Origin of the sequence: Methylomonas sp. AM2-LC, from assembly GCF_039904985.1 — a bacterium.
Lineage (GTDB): Bacteria > Pseudomonadota > Gammaproteobacteria > Methylococcales > Methylomonadaceae > Methylomonas.
The window spans coordinates 913495-930410 of record NZ_CP157005.1 but is presented as its reverse complement, the minus strand read 5'-3'; the positions used below and the strand labels follow the sequence as shown (position 1 = coordinate 930410).

Sequence of the window (16916 nt, the reverse complement as noted above, 5' to 3'; positions counted from 1 at the left end):
TTAAGCCTGTTTGGCGTCCAGGTGAGATCGAAGCACCGGCAAACGCCCTTTGACGATTCTGCCGCCGGATAATTTAGCGATGTAATGTAGATCAGGCAGTTGTCCCAACAACTGTGGGGCAAACAGATCGCCTTCTTCTTCCATCAGTCTTTCTCCGACATTACCGGAAAATACGCTGGGATTGGTAGCGCTAGTTGCGACACCCTGAGTGCGCATGATGTATTTCAGCCGGGTTTTCGGTAGGTTGTCGGTGATGTATTGTTGAGTTTCGCTATCCATGATGCGAAGCGCAATCAAGTTATTGACGTTACCCAGTACCTGCCGGGCTTTATCCTGGGAACCGGTTTTGGCGGCAAAATCCGCAAAAGTCTGGGTGGCAATAAACAGTCGAATTTTGGCGCCCCGGCCTTTATTCAAAACCTGAATGAACGGATCGTTAATAACTTCCGCGGATTCGTCGACAAACACATTCACAGGTCTGTCGGAGACGCCATAGTTGTAGCGGTCGCCGGCTACTGCAGCCAGATCGGCAAGTAATATTGAGCCAATCGCGCTGCCGACGAGTCCATCTGATAGAGAATCCAGGCCAATATAGGCCACCTGGGCTTTTTGAATGATCTGGCCGGTATTAGTAATCGGACGCAAATCGTCGGCATCGTTGGGATTGGGGGATAACAAAGGCCCCAGCGATCCAGATGTCAACATATTCATGATCGGAATCAACGAAGCCACCATCTTGCTAAAATGGGTTCTGTCATGCTCGAACAGCGACAATAAGCCTTCCAGATCAAGATTAGGCGCCTGGTATTGCACCACTTGCCGGTAGAATCTCACCAAGCCAGCTGCTTTTGAGTCGATGTCATTGGTGTTTTTCAGGTATTGTTTGGCCTGGAGCCGCCAGTTGCCCAAGGATTGATCGTAATACCGCTCCAAGGACTGTATCACCAGTGTCGATGGCCCGCCTTCCAGATATCGGCGCAGTTTGATCAGGGTTGGCCGATCTTCGATGACCATCAAGCCTTGAATGACATTATCGAGAGATTTTTGGCCAAAGGCCTTGAACGGATCGTTTGTGGATTCCCCTGCCATGATGGCGGTAATCCGGCTGGCGATTTCCGATGGGCGGTTAAAATTATGCAGTGGATCGAGTCGAACGCTGTCTTCAGGAAAAGCCGGGTGAAAATACACAAAGCGCTCAGGTTGGTTGGCTAATTCACAAGCGCGTTTGGCTGAAGCCATCAAATCCTTGTCGCCTTTAGGATCGATAATGATCACCGCTTCGCCACGCAATACCGCCTGTGTCACCAGCAAATCAAACGCCCGCGTCTTGCCGGCGCCGGTGGTGCCCACAATCAAAGTATGGCCAGCAGTATGCTGTATCGGCTGCAACACGTCGCTTTCCGATATTTCCAAGCCATGTATCCAGGCTGAACCCATACGCTGGTGATCGGTGGGTATTAGCAGCGAGACATCGCGTTTGAGAATTTCATAGGCCAGTTGCGCGTGTTTCTGTACCCAATCGAATCCCCAGCCAAACCATAATTCATCCGGGTGGCGTTTGACCAGCTTCTTCAACTTATCGGCGTCCAGATATTGAAAGCGAAATTGCCGTAAGCGGCGCTTGCGGTACCAGAGATTCAAGGCGGCTGGCAGCCGGTATAAGGCCATAGCGCCGCAGGAAATCATTAGCCAATTGAACGGTTGCATCGGCAATCCAGATATGCAACTGGTCAAATACGCAATCCCGGCGCCGCCGGTCCAGCCGGCAATCGCTGTCACTTCGAAAATAGGCCGCCACGGAAATTGATAGTCGTAATCAGACTTCATGTTTTCCGCTGCATTTGTAAGCCATTACTGACACTACGCAAATTCGGTTGTGCACCCAGCATCAGCATTAAATCAATTCTGCTTAGGCCTGGAGTTTTCTGCAGTAATCTTTCAATTTCCTGGTCATCAATTTTAAACCAGCCCTCATCAGAATCGGATACTGGTGATTGAGATGAGGATTGTTCTATTTCAGTTATCCAGGTTTTGATGGCTAGTCCATGCAGTTGGATTAGCTGTGTTTTTTTTTCTTTCCTGGATAAGGACTTTTTAAGTTTATCCGAGTCCGGTTTGGACTTGGAGGGTATAGATGAAGGTTTAGCTGTCTTTGCAGGTTGTTCGGCGATTTTCGTTAATGCGTCGTTGGTTGCAGTCTCGTCTGGATTTTTGTCAATTTCCTGATTTTGCATTGGCATTTCCGACATTGTGTCCGGCAATTCCAACTGAGACTGCCGTTCTGGGAGAGCATTTTTCTCCACAATCTCAGGCAGAATTTTAGGTTTGGATTTACCTTGCTTTGCAGGTTGAACGGTTTCGGGCTGATCATCTGATCTGACGGCTTTAGGCTTTACAGCGGTTAGAAGCTGTTTAAGTTTTACGCTCGGCTCCGAAGCTAACTGCACGCCACGAATGCCATTGATTACCTGAACCTTGCGCATAGGTGACAATACGTCGGTCAGCAGCCAGCCTTTTTCATCCAGGGTTTTGATAAACAAATTAGATTCAAGCTGAAGCTGTTGTGCAGTTCCCGGAAACGGCAATAGCAATTTGTTTTGTGCGTCCAAAAAATCCATCTCTAAATGCCAACATCCTGAATTGATCGCTTCGGCAAGCTTAATCAGCCATTCACCTGCAAGTCCCTGGTTTTCCAGCCACCTTCTAGCGGCAGTAATAGAATTGACAGCTTCGAATGGCTGATCGGCATCGAGATGAATGACTGTATTGCTTGGGGTAGATTCATCCTGGATCGGTGTTTTAGCGACTTCAGTTTCAGATTGAAATTGCACTGCAGATAGCGTTTGTTCTGGAACAGGCAACCTATTGTCGGCCTCGGACTGTACTTTCTGGTCAAGGTTGATGTCGCTATCGAAATACGCTGGATACCCATCATCAAAGTTCTCTGAATTCAGGTAATCATCATCCATCGGCTCGACAGCAGCCGCTTCAATCTCAACTATCGCTGGAACGACGGGTTCTGGTAGTGACTCGCGTTTTTTACCGACTTTTTTTGTTTTGGCCGGTTCTTGAACATCCTCTCCGTCTAAAACTTCCTGACCAATCACCACCACGGGCGGTTCGCCACTGTAAATTAATTCTGTTGAAGCCAACCTCAGCATAAACAAGCTGCCATTCATACCTCCCGGCTGCATGCGCCAGTAACGGTATTGCCCGCCTTTTGAGATTTTGGGAATGGCCAGACCACGCTCGATTAGAATATCAGCCAGTGTATCTTCGTCACGGGGAATGCCGGGAATATGATCTTTATCCAACATGCCCAGAATTTCCTTCACGGCTAAGCGCCAAACGATATGCAACCCCTCCTGGAATCGCCAGACGCGGGCGCCACTTTCATTCGCAGTCCATTGTCCCGATTTAATCAAACGGCGCATGGCGTCGAACAGGTATTTTTCCACTGGCATGCCCATCGCCGAATCCAGGCCGTGATAATGCGCTTTCAGATCCCGCTCCACGCTTTTGCGGTCTGCTTCAATCACCAGCTCGTATAATTTTGCCCCTCTGTCCAGACCATGTATGGTTTCCAGCATCGCCTGCATGATGTCAGGGCCGGGTTCCAGGATGTAGGTTCGAGATTTTCGCGTCAGCACCCGTTCAATCACTAACGCCGAAAACTGCTCATGACGTTTATGCCGGTTTTCCCGCCAGCGCAAGAAATAGCGATCGATTTTATTCTGCTCAGCCCAGTCGGTTAGATTTTCATCGCAGGGATTCCAGGTGTGATGTCCCAGTTGGTCCACCACCGCCATGTCCGACACGGGTTTACCGATATCATGCAGCAAACCGGCAAAACACACCGCCAATCGCCAACGAGGTTCTAAAGCTTTACGTTCTTTGGGGGTAGCCTGGGTGGCGAACAAACAGCCTTGCGAGGCCAATGTTGCCCAGTGTGCCACCTCCAAACCATGCCTAAACAAACCGCCGGCGCCTCGGTGATGATGACTCTCCGATGCCGGCAATAGATGGCTATAGGCTGCATAACGGCCGATGACCGGCAAAGCAATGGCTTGGTATAGATCATCGGGCAAGGCAAGTGCTTGTTCGATGGATTTAATAAGCTCAGTTTGTGTGGACAAAATCCGATTCACCGGTGCTGCAGGCAGTCCTTTCATGAACGGCGGATAGCGCGGAATTTCCTCATCCTGGTTAGTGACCACAGCCTTGGGCAATACCTCGCCACCGCCCAACAAGCGTTTGCCGATACCAACGATGAATGATGTGAAAATGTTTTCCATAGCCATTTATCATGGCAGAAAGTTTTTCCATATAACTTGCAAAAAATGCCGAAAAACGCATTTCTTGCAAGTAGCGATGAAAAAATTGCTATTAGGGTAGAAGGTTTTCTTGAATTCCCAGGAGTCAAAATGAAAGCCCAAACCTCCCTAGTCAATATCATCTTGCCGGTTTTACTGTGCACCAGTTGTACCCATTTTGAACAACCATCAATCACCGTCAGCGAAGCGGTGATTGAATCATTGCAGACTGATTCACAACCCGAACAGCCTTGGCGGCTAGATAACGCCTGGCAAGCAGGAGGTTTAGGGGGTGCGGTACTCAGAGCATCCTCTATCGAGCATGTAGTCAGGCAAAATGATCAACCCTGGAAGAAAGTGATTGCCGCGAATGAGAATTTAAGTGTGCCGTACCTTGAAAAAACGGAGGACGATCCGCTGGCAATAGAACGGGCCTGGCGTAAGTATTGTCATCATCAGCTTGATATGACCCCGGAAGAACATGAAATCATTGAACATTCCACCATCCCACGGGCCATGCTGAAATTGGGCTGCAATCCGCGCAGCTTGCGCAAGTGAGGTGTCTATGGAAGACTCACAATTTCAATCGATAGACAATCTGACCGAACGTTTTCAAACACTTTCGGAGCGTAAAAAAGCCCGGCTAAAAGTAGTCGAACCGCTGAAAGCTGTACCCAGTTGGCCGGCCAGTATGCGCGGTACACCCAACGCTTGTTTGCGTAGCGCCTTGTTTGCCGGCATCCAGGGTAATGAGCGCATCGCCTACAAAAAACGCACTTTACTGGCAGCTGTGGACGGCATTGAAGTACGTTATTTGGGCGTGCAACTCAATCAGTCCGACCTGGATGTGTGGATGCAAATTGTGCATTTGTCCAGACAGCAGTTGCCGGGATTTAGCGTGACGTTCAGCGCATACGCCATGTTGTCGTCTTTGGGTAAAGGCACTGGCAAAAGCCAGCATGAATGGCTGAAGGAATCTATGGCCAGGCTGGGCGGCGCCTTTGTGGAAATCACCTTCAACGGCCGTGATACGTTCGGTGAAAAAGGATTTTTGCGTTATCACCGAGATGAAATGACTCAGCGTTATGTCGTCGAATTGACCGAATCCATGCTGCATTTGTTCGAAGACGGTTACACCTACATTGAGTTTGAGCAACGCCAAAAGTTACGCAAACAACCGCTTGCCCTATGGCTGCATGGATTTTTATCATCACATGCCGCTCCCTACCCACTGAAAATCACCACCATTCACCGATTGAGCGGCAGTGGCGCCAAAACGCTTCGTGACTTCAAATACCGTTTGCGAAAAGCCCTGGAAGCGCTGATCGCCATCGGAAATTTGGAAAGCTTTGAGGTCACGGAAGATTCAGTCAAGATCAAAAAGCATCCAACCCCCAGCCAACAACGCTTTCTGAACGGCAAACCTCACTAAAAATACACGGCATTCGACCGACGCTATTTTTAGCCTTTCCAGCCCCCCGCGACACGGCATTCGGCCGACGCGGGCACGGCATTCGACCGACACAGGCACGGCATTAGGCCGACGGGGTAACGGCATTCGACCGACAAACACGGCATTAGACCGACGCAATCCACGGCATTAGGCCGACACAAATAACGGCATTCGACCGACGCGAAGATGATTTTCATAAATCTCTACAGACCACGTCTGGCAAGGCTTACAGCGCTTTTCGAAATCACAAAAAATAGCGTGCTAATCTATTTATAATCTTTTTTTAATCTAAATATAGGCAAACCCAATCTCACGATCTATAACAGACCATCGCTATACTGACTTTTTGCGTTAAATTTTAGAAAATACGGAGAATCACCCCCATGCAAAAGATACCGCCTGCACCTGATGTGCTTCTCTCATTTCCTGATGATTTACCTGTGCCTACGGATGATGGTGCTTGTGAACATTTACAAAATAGGCTGATGCCTGACGTTTCACTAAAGTCAACTGAGGATCAGGAAATCAACGTATCGCAGTTATCGGGTTGGAACGTGATTTTTTGTTATCCAATGACCGGCAGACCCGGTTTTACTATTCCTGAAGGGTGGGCTCAAATTCCAGGTGCAGCCGGATGTACGCCGCAAGTATGCTCGTATCGTGACAATCTGGCGGCATTCAAACCTCTGGGCGTAGGGATTTATGGGGTAAGTACTCAAACCACAGGATTACAAAGGGAGGCTGTAAACCGCCTAGCGCTGACCTACCCACTGCTGAGCGATGCCGACTTTTCTTTGGCTTCCGCCTTAAAACTGCCAATGTTTGAAATTGAAAGTTTAAAACTGATCAAAAGGCTGACGCTTATTCTCAATAACGGCGAAATAAAAAAGTGCTTTTATCCGGTATATCCACCCGATAAAAACGTAGCTCAGGTGATGGACTGGCTTCTCAAAAATCAAGCTTAAGCTTTAAGACGGGCTGAAATATAAAAATTCATAACCTACGTTCCAACATGCAGCGTCGGCATTGATAAAAAACGTCCCGAAACTTTCCCAGCAAGTCGACCTGCTTACGAATCTCCACGAACTCGGTTTCGAACTCTTCGACCAGTTTGGCTTCCCAGTCAGGCTCGGTTTTCAGGATACATTGCATAGGATAGCGAAATCCCTTGCCCTTTTTGAGGTGTTGAGCCATCGGTTTGTATCGGCCATTCACAAACACCGAGGTCATGACAAACCACTCGATGGCAAATGAATAACTTTGCTCCCGCCTTCGAATCCGCACCCCAATTCGGCCACGTTCCGATGAGGGATATTGCTTTCGCTCCTTATTGACCCGTCGCCAGTAATCGTCAACCAGCATCTTCGCTTGGTTATGCAAGAGCTCTATGTTGGTCTCCAGCCATTCGATCACGGCCTGATCCGATTCAGTGTGTGGTGTGCTAAGTTCATTTGTTTCGAGCATGTAAAATCCTATACTTAACTATAGGTTTTTAGGGTGTAAAAACCTAATAACTTTTTCGGCTAAAACCACTGTTTTTGCCATCCGTAAGCGGATTTTCTTTGTTGCGACCTAGCAACTGTTTTTTCATAGAAAACCATTCTGTATCAATAAATTAAGTCCTGTTGATACATCAGAAAATTTTATCCATTTAACCTAGCAAAAAACTTGGCTCAAAAACCCTAGCTAGGAACTAAATTTGGACAAGATTCGTTTTGCATAAAATTTACAATTGTTTTTCAAGCTATTAGTGAGCACGTTTGCTAGGTTTTTTAAGCAAAAAAATGAGTCCGCTTGTCCGGTGATTTTACAAGCTCGATTTCGTAGGACTTCTGCAAGAAATAAGTTTTTCGTCATTTTTTGCAAGGTAGACGGTCACTACCACAAAAAAAATGTTTCTAACTTGCAAAAAATGCGTAATTAGCGATTTTTTGCAAGTCACCCTGTATGGAACATAGCTGACAATTAGGCTATGAACCGAACTCACGCCTATTTGCTTATCCTGATTTTTATTACCTTCCCAGCCCTAAAAGCTTGGGGAGAGGACAGCACAGATTTACCCCGCGTTTCGTACTTCGAAGACAAACAACGCGGTTGGTTTTGGTATGAAGTTCAGCCGGAACCGATCACGAAAAAACCCATTGAATCCGCCATTCCAGACTCAAAACCGCCAATATCTGCCGAGAAGCCACCTAAACCAGAAACCCGCGAAATGCCTGTTGAACCCGCACCCTTGTCTTCCGTCTGGCTTAAGCAAAACATGGAACGTTACCTGAACAAGGCCATTGATGAGCCAACTCAGGAGAATGTAGCGGCGTTTTATTACCTGCAACGGGTAATGATGGACAAGGCCGAACGGTTTACCAACGCCGCCCGTTATGTGGTGATGTCCGATCCGCAACTGGATGAAACCGTTCGCCGTCCAATCTCAACCTTTGCCGCCAATGAAGCGAATCATCAAGCTGGCGTAGCCGCAGATCGGGCATTGAAAGACATTGCAGCACATATTGGCATTTTATTTTTCTTCCGCTCGGACTGTCGGTATTGCCATGTGCAGGCACCGATCTTGAGCATGCTGGAAAGAGCCTATGGCTTCAAAATCTATGCGGTTTCACTGGATGGATTACCGATGCCGAATGGATTGTTCGGAAACTTCAAGCTCGACAAAGGACAGGCGGCATTGCTTGGGGTTGAGCAGACACCGGCGCTGTTCCTTATGAATCCGCCTAAGCAAATCGTGCCGTTATCGCAAGGCGTGCTGTCACTGGAGGAAATGACCAGCCGGATTTTGCTGGCAGGCAAAGAAGCCGGCTGGATAGAGCCTTCCCAGTATCAAACCACACAGGGTATCCGCTCTACGCCGATGTTGCTGCCAACAGCTGGCAGCATCAGTCCAACAACCGCTCAAGATCCTCTGTCATTGATTCAAGCCTTGCAGCAAAGCGCGCAAACCGGGAGCATCCAATAATGAATTTTTCGTATAGGCGATTGGTTATTTTTCTGCTGCTGGTTGAGAGTTCGGTACCAGCCTATGCCGACTTACAACAGGAAATGGATGGCATGTTTGGCACCATGACTAATTTCACCGCGCCGACCGCGCATTTGGGTCAACGCCGGGGTGTCATTACCGGAGGCAATCTGGTAGCTCGCAATGGGATTACTAATACCAATCTGGTGTCGTTTGTGCCGCCCTCGTTCAGCGCCGGTTGTGGTGGCATCGATCTTTTTGGAGGCAGTTTCAGCTTTATCAACTTCAATCAATTCGTGCAATTACTGCGTAACGTCGCCGGCAATGCTGCGGGCTATGCGTTCCAGCTAGCGGTCGGCGCGATGTGTCCCTGGTGTGCTTCGGTGATGACCGATCTGCAAAAGAAAATTCAGGAAATGAACCAGATGTTCAGCAATTCTTGCCGTTTGTCTCAGGGTTTGGTGAACGACACGGTCAAGGCCTTCGATTTACAGAGCAAAGCCAATCTGTCCAATGCTTCGTTTACCCAAGGTATCAGCGATGTGTTTTCCAGCTGGACCAATACCAGTACACTGGGCGATCCGATGCAGCAGATTAAACAAAATTCACCCAATGACCTGACGCAAAAAATCCAGGGCAATCTGGTCTGGCGAGCCTTGGTTAATCAAAACGCAGGCGCCTGGTTTCGATTTGGCGGCAATAGCTTGCTGGAAGCGGTCATGAGTATCTCCGGTACGGTGATCGTCGATGCGCCGCAAGCTGCTCCGGACGGCAAGGGCGAAAACAATGCCATTAGCGGTCCGCCACCGATTCTGAGCATCAAAGACTTGATGTACGGTAACGATGCCGGCAATAGCTATCAAACCGTGAATATGTACACCTGCTCAGATGGTCATGGCGCCGATCAATGTCTTAAACCCATCGTCCAAAACCTCAATCTGATCGGATTGAAACAGCGGGTGATGGATATTCTGCTTGGATCAGCCGATACCGGCAACGGTCTGATCTATAAATTTTCGACCAATACCGGCGCCATCACAGCCACCGAACAAGCCTTCATGCAAACCGTGCCGGATGCGATTGGCGGCATGATTCATAACCTGGCTCGTGAAGATGCTGGAATTGCCAAACTATGGGCGGAAGAAGCAGCACCGGTAATCGCTTTGGAAATGGCGCAATTAATCGTCAACGATACCCTGAGTGCAGTACAGGCTGCCGCCCAAATGAATGACCATGCTTACGCCAAGTTGCTGATGGATTCATTGCGAGTCGCCCGCGAACAGATACAGGACGAATACGTCACTATCGCCGGCCGTTACGGCAATCCGCAAACCTTGATGGCGTTTTATCAGCAACTGATGAACACCGTAAAACCTCGCCAGTATGGTTCGGTAACTCAGCTCCCTGCAACTGCCGCAGCCTGGCCAAGCCCTTAACTGCACAAAAATCGGTATGTATTTTTCTTTATTCAGTGTAAGACAGGTAGCCCATGTTTGAAATTTTCTCGGTGGGCGATTCGGCCTATCTGCAAGCGGTGTTGAATGCGGTGTCGATGATTTCCGGAACCGGCGATTACCGTACTGCCGCAGCCGTCGGTGGCGTGATCGGGGTGATCATCATCATGCTACGAGCCTTGATGCAGTTTGATGGTCAAGGGATACGCTATCAGGATTTGTTGTTGGCGTATGTGCTGTGGCTGATGTTGTATGCGCCGTCAGTCCAGGTCAGTATTGAGGATGCCTATACCGGTAGTGTAGTGGTGGTCGATAATGTACCACTGGGGCCGGCAGCGGTTGGCAGTGTGATGTCGAATATGGGTTACCGTACCACACGCATGTTTGAACAGGCTTTCGGGATGCCGACCATGACCGGCAAGGGTTTTGCCGATACCCTGCAAACCTTGACCGCCGTTCGGAAGAATTTGTTATCCCGTGTTGGTTTAGGCGCAGCCAATGCACCGGTGGCCGGCAGCGACATGGAAAGCTCTTTCGCCAATTACGTCAAAGAATGTACACTGACCGGGGTCGATTTGAATCTGAAAGCCATTGACGCCATTCTGCGCGATGCCGATCCGCTCAATGCCATTCGCTTCGACTCCGACATTTACATGACCGAAATCTATGTCGGCGGTCAACCGCAAACCCTGACGTGCACCGATGCCTGGACGGCTTTAGGCGTGATGGCCAATGGCGCTTTCAGCACAGCGTTGGAAACCAAGTTACAACAGATTTTAGGTGTGCCAGCTGCCGCAGATGCGGTACCGAAAATTCAGGATGCGTTTGACGCTTTGGCCGGACCAGGAGTGGTCAACGCCAGCAATTACATGTTGATGTCGGCCATTATGCCGATGTTTGAACAAGGCGTCATCGGCAGGCATGAAGATGGTCTGCACTGGACCAAAGCCTCCATGATCGAACAAGCCATCCAGCAACGCAATACCCAATGGGCGGCGGAACAGACTTTGTTCTCGAAAATCGTCCGGCCGATGATGGCGTTTATCGAGGGATTGAGCTATGCGATTGCACCAATTATGGGGTTTGTAGTGCTGTTTGGCAGTGTCGGTATACGCATGAACATCGGCTATTTCTCGATGTTGTTATGGATACAGCTCTGGATGCCTATCCTGGCGGTGATTAATTTGTTCATCAATATGTCGGCGGCTGGCAAAATGTCAGCGTTGACGGCGGCCAATTACAATTTGCCCTCCATGATGGGTATTTACCAGATGGACATGGAGTTGCAACAATGGCTCTCAATCGGTGGCATGTTGGCGGCTTCGACACCGGCGATTTCCTTGATGCTGATTTATCGAGGTGCAGTGACTACAACGCATTTTCTGGGACGGATGGATGGTGGTGATTATGCCAATGAAAAAATCACCACACCCGACGTAGTGAGTCCGGCGCCAGTCTTGAATGCTCATCCCCAACATCAATACAGTCCGTTGTCGGCGGTCACCCAGACCGGCAGCGATAAAGTCCTGCCAAGCTTTACAGCAGGCAAGGATATGAGCGCGGCGGTCTCTTCCGCTTCCAGCGCTTCCGAACAAGCCAGCAGTAGTTTCATGAATAGCTTGTCGTCAACGGCGTCCAAATCCAGTAGCATCACCAACGATGCGTTTGATAGTCACTCTTTGGGAAAACAAATCGCCAGCAGCTCCAGTCATACCGATGCTTATAATCGGCAGTTTGGTGAAGCTTTTGCCAAAAGGCATGCCGATACTGGTATATCGGCGGATCACTTTTCGGCGCTGGTGGCCGGCAGCGCCAATGCCGCCGCAAAAATGTCTGATGAAAGACTGGGGGCTGCGATCTCGGGACGTTTGCAGAATGATTTTAAAGTTGGCAAGGACAAATCCGATTCCATTGCGGCCGATATTACCCAAACCGTCAACGACAGCCAGGGTTATCAGGCAGGCCTCGCCAAAAGCTTGGCTCTAGATGCCCAGTCTGGTACGCGAAACGTTGCATCCATGGGCTTGCAGAGCCAATCAATATCATCCCTGCAACATAGCGCCACCGATGCTGTTTCCGCATCCGAAACTTATCAGAAAACCGTATCGGCACAACAACGTTTCGGTTCACAAGCCAGTTTCGGCGCGGCAGAAACTGGATACAAAATTGCGAATGATCCAAAGCTGATGGAACATCTTGATCAAACCCTGGATCAATATGGTCTTAGGGGAGACGCCCAACGCCTAGCGTCGCAATGGAAAGCGGCAGGCTGGATTAGCAATGGTGATCAGGCTTATGTGGCAGCAGGCATGTCATTACTAACCGGATTCTCATCGCCGAGTTATCGGACATTGGATAGCCAGCAATCACATAACGCTGAAATAGCTGGTTACCAGTTATTGGGGGATGCATTCAATGCGCCGAAAGCTGATTCAAATAGGAATCCCAGTCAAAATGAAAACCTTACAAGCCAAGTGCCTAAAATTGGTAAAGTCCAATCGATGGTTCAGCAGGCTAATCTTTCCGATCCAAGGCATGAAACCGAAGGTGTCAGCCATCGGGCGCAGGGTCAGATTCACAGTACCAGCGGTAAAATTGCAGTCGGCAAGAAATCAATTGAAGCGCATCACGATCAAAATTTGAATGCCATCGATCAGGAATCGAGACAAGGCTTTGGTGAACTGGCCAATATTAAGGCAGAACATTTTAGGGCGTCTATTGCTGCGGCGGCAAACGATACACCGTCAGCAGCAGAGGCATCATATAACTACATAGGTGGTGGAGTTTACAGTACCGCCAAAAATCTTGAAGCCTTAGGTTCTGCCGGCCATGAATACTTAAAACAGTTCAATGATAGTTACGATGAGGCCCGATCAAAAGGCGCTGAAAAATGGGATGCTTTCAAATATGCTGCATCCCAATCCTATCCCGGATTCTCTCAAGCTACACAAGCCTGGGCTGATCAACGAGTAAATAAAATAGCTGACAGACTTACACCAAGTCAACAAGCTTATTATCGTGCCGCAATGTATGAAACCTTTGCCGGGGTTGCTGTGAGTAGTGAAAATATTGGCAGTTTGGGCGAAGCCAAGCAACAATTACTTAATGAAGAAGGCGACCATGATGGCAACAATATCGCTAAATTATTAAGAAGCGCCGCTGGTCAAAACAGAAGTGATCTGATTGACCAAATAGGCCAATACAATCGAGCTCGCGGACTGATCAATTATTGAAATGTGGTTTTTTATGTTTTTCTCGATTCTGAAGAAACGCAGCAACAAAACCACGAGCAATAATCATAATGAAAAATACAGCGACATAGCCTGCAAGCGCCCGACGCTCATGGGCAATTATCATTGCTCCCAATACCAATAATGCCCAGTAGTAGTTACTTTTATGCAAAAACTTGGCCGCTAAACGTTCAATTCCTTGAAAAACCAATTCAGCTAATGTCATAGCAAGAAAAAATGCAGTTCCGAATCCTGCAAACAAGCTGATGTTATCTGAGAGATTGCCCCAATCAGCAACAAACCATAGCAATACCAAGCAGATTGTTATAGCTGCAAGTTTTTTAAAAACGGAAAATGACTGGATATCTGGATATCTCCCCCGTATGAATCGAGTAAAACCTGTTGGGAATTTTGTGAATGTACTTCCGCAAAATGGACAAAAGGATTTCAGTGGCTGACCGTAATAACTGACCACTCTGGGAACCATAGTCCGATTACAGCATTCACAATTGACTGTGGCGTGATGACCGCTATAGATAGACTTTGCCGGTTCAGTATGAAGAAACCGGTTTGATAGCTTGGGCTGTTGGCTTGATTTTAAGTAAATTGACATTTTTAATTACCATTGTTTCAATTTTTTATAATCGTACGTCGAACTAATTAATTTGCCAAGCAGAACCATACAGCTTGGCACCTAAATTTATGATGGCTGCACAGTTTTCTCATCCTGTGTAAACACTGGTAGTGTATGTTTTTGGGTTTTGTAGGAAACAAATATTATTCAACATAGGCAGATCACGAACTACATGAATCCTGCCTGAAAAATTGAGCTAGAGTTGAAAGCTCAATGCCAACTAGTACTGAATATTAATCGACCCCATCAAAGTGCGAGGCATGCCGAAAGACATAAATGTATAATTATAGCCGCTAGCCGATTGAGGTATTCCGTTGGGGCCTAGATAGTTAACACCCCCCGTGTAATAATGCTTGTCTAACAGGTTTTCGACATTCAACTGCGCAGTTATCTTTGCTTTATTGACCTTGAAAGAATAACCCGACATCAGGGATACCGTTGCATAACCGGAGATAGGTTGAGCAGAACCAGCAAAACCACCGAGCAGATCATCCTGCATGGTCACACCGCCGCCCAATTTGACACCTTGCAGATCACCTTGCTGAATTTCATAGGTGCTCCATATTTTGCTCATATTGCGCGGGACATTATAAAATCGGTTGCCAACATCGCCGTTATTGCTTTTTGTAATGTGGACAGCCATATTGGTATAGTTGGCAATGACATTCCAGCCAGGCAAGATTTCGCCCATTATGTCGAACTCAGGTCCATGTGAATTGGCTTCCCCCGTGACTGATACCATGTTTGTATTAAGATTACCAAGAACAGGTGTCGGGATGTTGGTCTTAGTTAAATCGTAATAGGCCAAGGTGGCCCGCAAACGTCCATCGAAAAACTCAGTCTTGATGCCACCCTCATACTGTTTGGCTCCGGTGGGCGGAACCGGTTTGCCGCTTGGATAAGCTACCCCGGTATTCACCCCAAAGCCTTCAGTATAATTAGCGTAGACGCTGAGCCAGGATTCTGGATTCCACAGCACACCAGCTCTAGGTGTGACTGCATCAGCTGTATTAATTGGATTCAGAGCGGAAGTGATCCCCCCTTGTTCAATATTGAAAATTTCGTGGATATATTGGTATCTCATACCCCCGAGCAAGTGGATGTGATAGGGTAACTGAATCTGGTCTTGCAGATAAAACCCATAATTATCGATTTGATTATTAGCGGTATAGTTTTGGGTAGGATCAGGAGCCGTTGGCAGCATACCGGGATAGGCTGGATTTAACAAACTAACGCTTACAGAACCATTGTTCATAAATGCCTGGTTCATGGTATATCGGTAATAATCGCCGCCAAACAACAGGGTGTGCTTGAGTATTCCTGTATTGAAATGTCCGGTCAAATCAAGACCCGTGGAATAGGTATCGGTCGCATAGGAGCCTGCCATGGTGTTAAGGGTTAATATCGGCTTGCCGTTGCTGTCATCATTTACACCAAACGCAGCCTGTTGGGTATTGAATAGATTCAAATTGTTCTTATTGACCTGGATGCGATGTTTAATGGACCAGTCGTCATTGAACTGATGTGACCAATTTAAACCGATGAAATAAGTATCCTGGACGTTTATGCCGTTAGGATCAAAATAATTCCGGTTGTATGGAATATTAGCCAGTTGTCCGTTCAAGCCGGGTACAAGGCCGACGTTCTGCACTTCAGTGTCGTGCTGATATTCCATTTCCAGGCTTGCCTGGGTACGCGGGTTAATGTTCCATTTGATAATGGGCGCGATAAAGAAATTTTCACTATTGACGCCGTCGCGAAAACTGCCCTGATTTTGATAGGACATGTTCAGCCGGTACAGTAAGGTGTCGTCTTGCGTCAACGGTCCACTGCTATCTAAACTGGTTCGGTTGGTATTATACGAACCGAACTGTTGAGTCAAAGAATAATAAGGCGTTGCCAGCGGTTGCTTAGTGATGACGTTGACCATGCCGCCCGGTTCTACGCGACCGTACAAAATCGCCGATGACCCCTTCAACACTTCAACGCTCTCCACATTGGCAAACTGACGATCACTTAAGCCCATGGTAGAAACTGAAGGATTGTCAATACGGAAACCGTTTCGAAAAAATGTACTGGTCTGAAATCCACGTAAGTACAAGTTGGTCCCCAACCCGAAACCACCATTAGGGTTATCGCGTGACTCCATCACTACGCCACTCACATTTCTTAAGGCCTGATCAAGGGAGATGACTTGCTGATCCTTCAAAACCTGTTTTGAAATGACTTGCACGTTCAACGGCGTTTCCATGATCAGCGTGTCTGTCTTGGTGCCACTTGTCGCGTTCGGTAGAACGTAATCTTCATTGTAAGGATTTGTGGCGTCATAGACTGCATTGCCGACCACTGTAACCTTGGGTAAGGTCGTAGGATCGGCCTGATTAATCTGTGACGCCGGAGGTGTTGACGCTTTTTCCAGAGTCACAGTATGCTCATCAATAAATCGGTAGGTGTAACCGCTTCCTTTCAGCAATTGATCCAGCGCCTGCTTAGTCGTCAAATTGCCATCCAGGCTGTTGCCGGTCATTCCGCGTATCTGGTCGGCAGTGAACAGGATTTCCAGGCCGGTGTCGGCGGCCAGTCGCAACAAACTCGTGTCGAGAGCTTGCGCCGGTATATGGTAAGGGCGAGTGGTTTCGTCCGCGAAGGCAGTGTCGATTAGGGCAATCAAGCCTATTCCCAGCACGGTACAAAGCATCCTGCGTTGCTTGGATAGGCGGATTTTCCGCAAATTGGTTTGCTGTAGCGGCTTTAGTCCTACATTCATGTGTTCTCCTCGTTAACGTTAATGTCACCATTAACTAACAAAGACGAATGAGGCTGTGATTTTATACAGAGGATACGTTTTTTTGCTGAGGATTCTG

The 16916-nt window shown here is 48.0% G+C and carries 11 protein-coding genes; 6 read left to right on the top strand and 5 right to left on the bottom strand.

The annotated features are described in order from the left end of the window. Both traD and mobH read right to left on the bottom strand, forming a co-directional pair. Positions 1 to 1827: a conjugative transfer system coupling protein TraD gene (gene traD, locus ABH008_RS04300; RefSeq protein WP_347988618.1), complete on the bottom strand. Its 1827-nt coding sequence runs from the start codon at positions 1825 to 1827 to the stop codon at positions 1 to 3. Continuing rightward, on the bottom strand, positions 1824 to 4295 hold the full coding sequence (gene mobH, locus ABH008_RS04295; RefSeq protein ID WP_347988617.1) for a MobH family relaxase: 2472 nt from the start codon (positions 4293 to 4295) through the stop codon (positions 1824 to 1826). The genes traD and mobH overlap by 4 nt, the downstream gene beginning before the upstream one ends. Positions 4296 to 4424: 129 nt before the next feature. Here mobH and ABH008_RS04290 point away from each other — a divergent pair, with 129 nt between their 5' ends. The 3 genes from ABH008_RS04290 to ABH008_RS04280 all read left to right on the top strand — a co-directional run bounded on the left by ABH008_RS04290 (position 4425) and on the right by ABH008_RS04280 (position 6731). Continuing rightward, entirely contained in the window at positions 4425 to 4871 is a 447-nt protein-coding gene (locus ABH008_RS04290) for a hypothetical protein (protein ID WP_347988616.1), read from the top strand. 7 nt (positions 4872 to 4878) lie between these two features. Next, the gene (gene trfA, locus ABH008_RS04285; RefSeq protein ID WP_347988615.1) at positions 4879 to 5745 is read left to right on the top strand and encodes a plasmid replication initiator TrfA; all 867 of its coding nucleotides are present in this window, start codon (positions 4879 to 4881) and stop codon (positions 5743 to 5745) included. A 404-nt stretch (positions 5746 to 6149) separates the two neighbouring features. Then, the gene (locus ABH008_RS04280; RefSeq protein ID WP_347988614.1) at positions 6150 to 6731 is read left to right on the top strand and encodes a peroxiredoxin; all 582 of its coding nucleotides are present in this window, start codon (positions 6150 to 6152) and stop codon (positions 6729 to 6731) included. 28 nt (positions 6732 to 6759) lie between these two features. On the opposite strand, the gene mobI is transcribed toward ABH008_RS04280, so the two are convergent. Beyond that, entirely contained in the window at positions 6760 to 7230 is a 471-nt protein-coding gene (mobI, locus tag ABH008_RS04275) for a conjugative transfer protein MobI(A/C) (protein WP_347988613.1), read from the bottom strand. A 508-nt stretch (positions 7231 to 7738) separates the two neighbouring features. Between mobI and ABH008_RS04270 the strand changes: the two genes are divergently transcribed. From ABH008_RS04270 to ABH008_RS04260, 3 genes are read left to right on the top strand one after another with little or no spacing between them, the layout of a single operon-like run. After that, a complete protein-coding gene (locus tag ABH008_RS04270) occupies positions 7739 to 8734 on the top strand; it encodes a conjugal transfer protein TraF (RefSeq protein WP_347988612.1) in 996 nt (331 codons plus the stop codon). After that, complete coding sequence (locus ABH008_RS04265; protein WP_347988611.1) at positions 8734 to 10170, top strand: conjugal transfer protein TraH; 1437 nt, start codon at positions 8734 to 8736, stop codon at positions 10168 to 10170. The genes ABH008_RS04270 and ABH008_RS04265 overlap by 1 nt, the downstream gene beginning before the upstream one ends. Before the next feature lie 53 nt (positions 10171 to 10223). After that, positions 10224 to 13421 carry a conjugal transfer protein TraG N-terminal domain-containing protein gene (locus ABH008_RS04260; RefSeq protein WP_347988610.1) on the top strand — a complete coding sequence of 1066 codons (3198 nt, stop codon included), beginning with the start codon at positions 10224 to 10226 and terminating at the stop codon, positions 13419 to 13421. On the opposite strand, the gene ABH008_RS04255 is transcribed toward ABH008_RS04260, so the two are convergent. Both ABH008_RS04255 and ABH008_RS04250 read right to left on the bottom strand, forming a co-directional pair. Further along, the gene (locus tag ABH008_RS04255; protein ID WP_347988609.1) at positions 13411 to 14031 is read right to left on the bottom strand and encodes a hypothetical protein; all 621 of its coding nucleotides are present in this window, start codon (positions 14029 to 14031) and stop codon (positions 13411 to 13413) included. The genes ABH008_RS04260 and ABH008_RS04255 overlap by 11 nt on opposite strands. A 241-nt stretch (positions 14032 to 14272) precedes the next feature. Continuing rightward, positions 14273 to 16819, bottom strand: coding sequence for a TonB-dependent receptor (locus ABH008_RS04250; protein WP_347988608.1), 2547 nt, complete (start codon positions 16817 to 16819; stop codon positions 14273 to 14275). Positions 16820 to 16916: the final 97 nt, after the last annotated feature.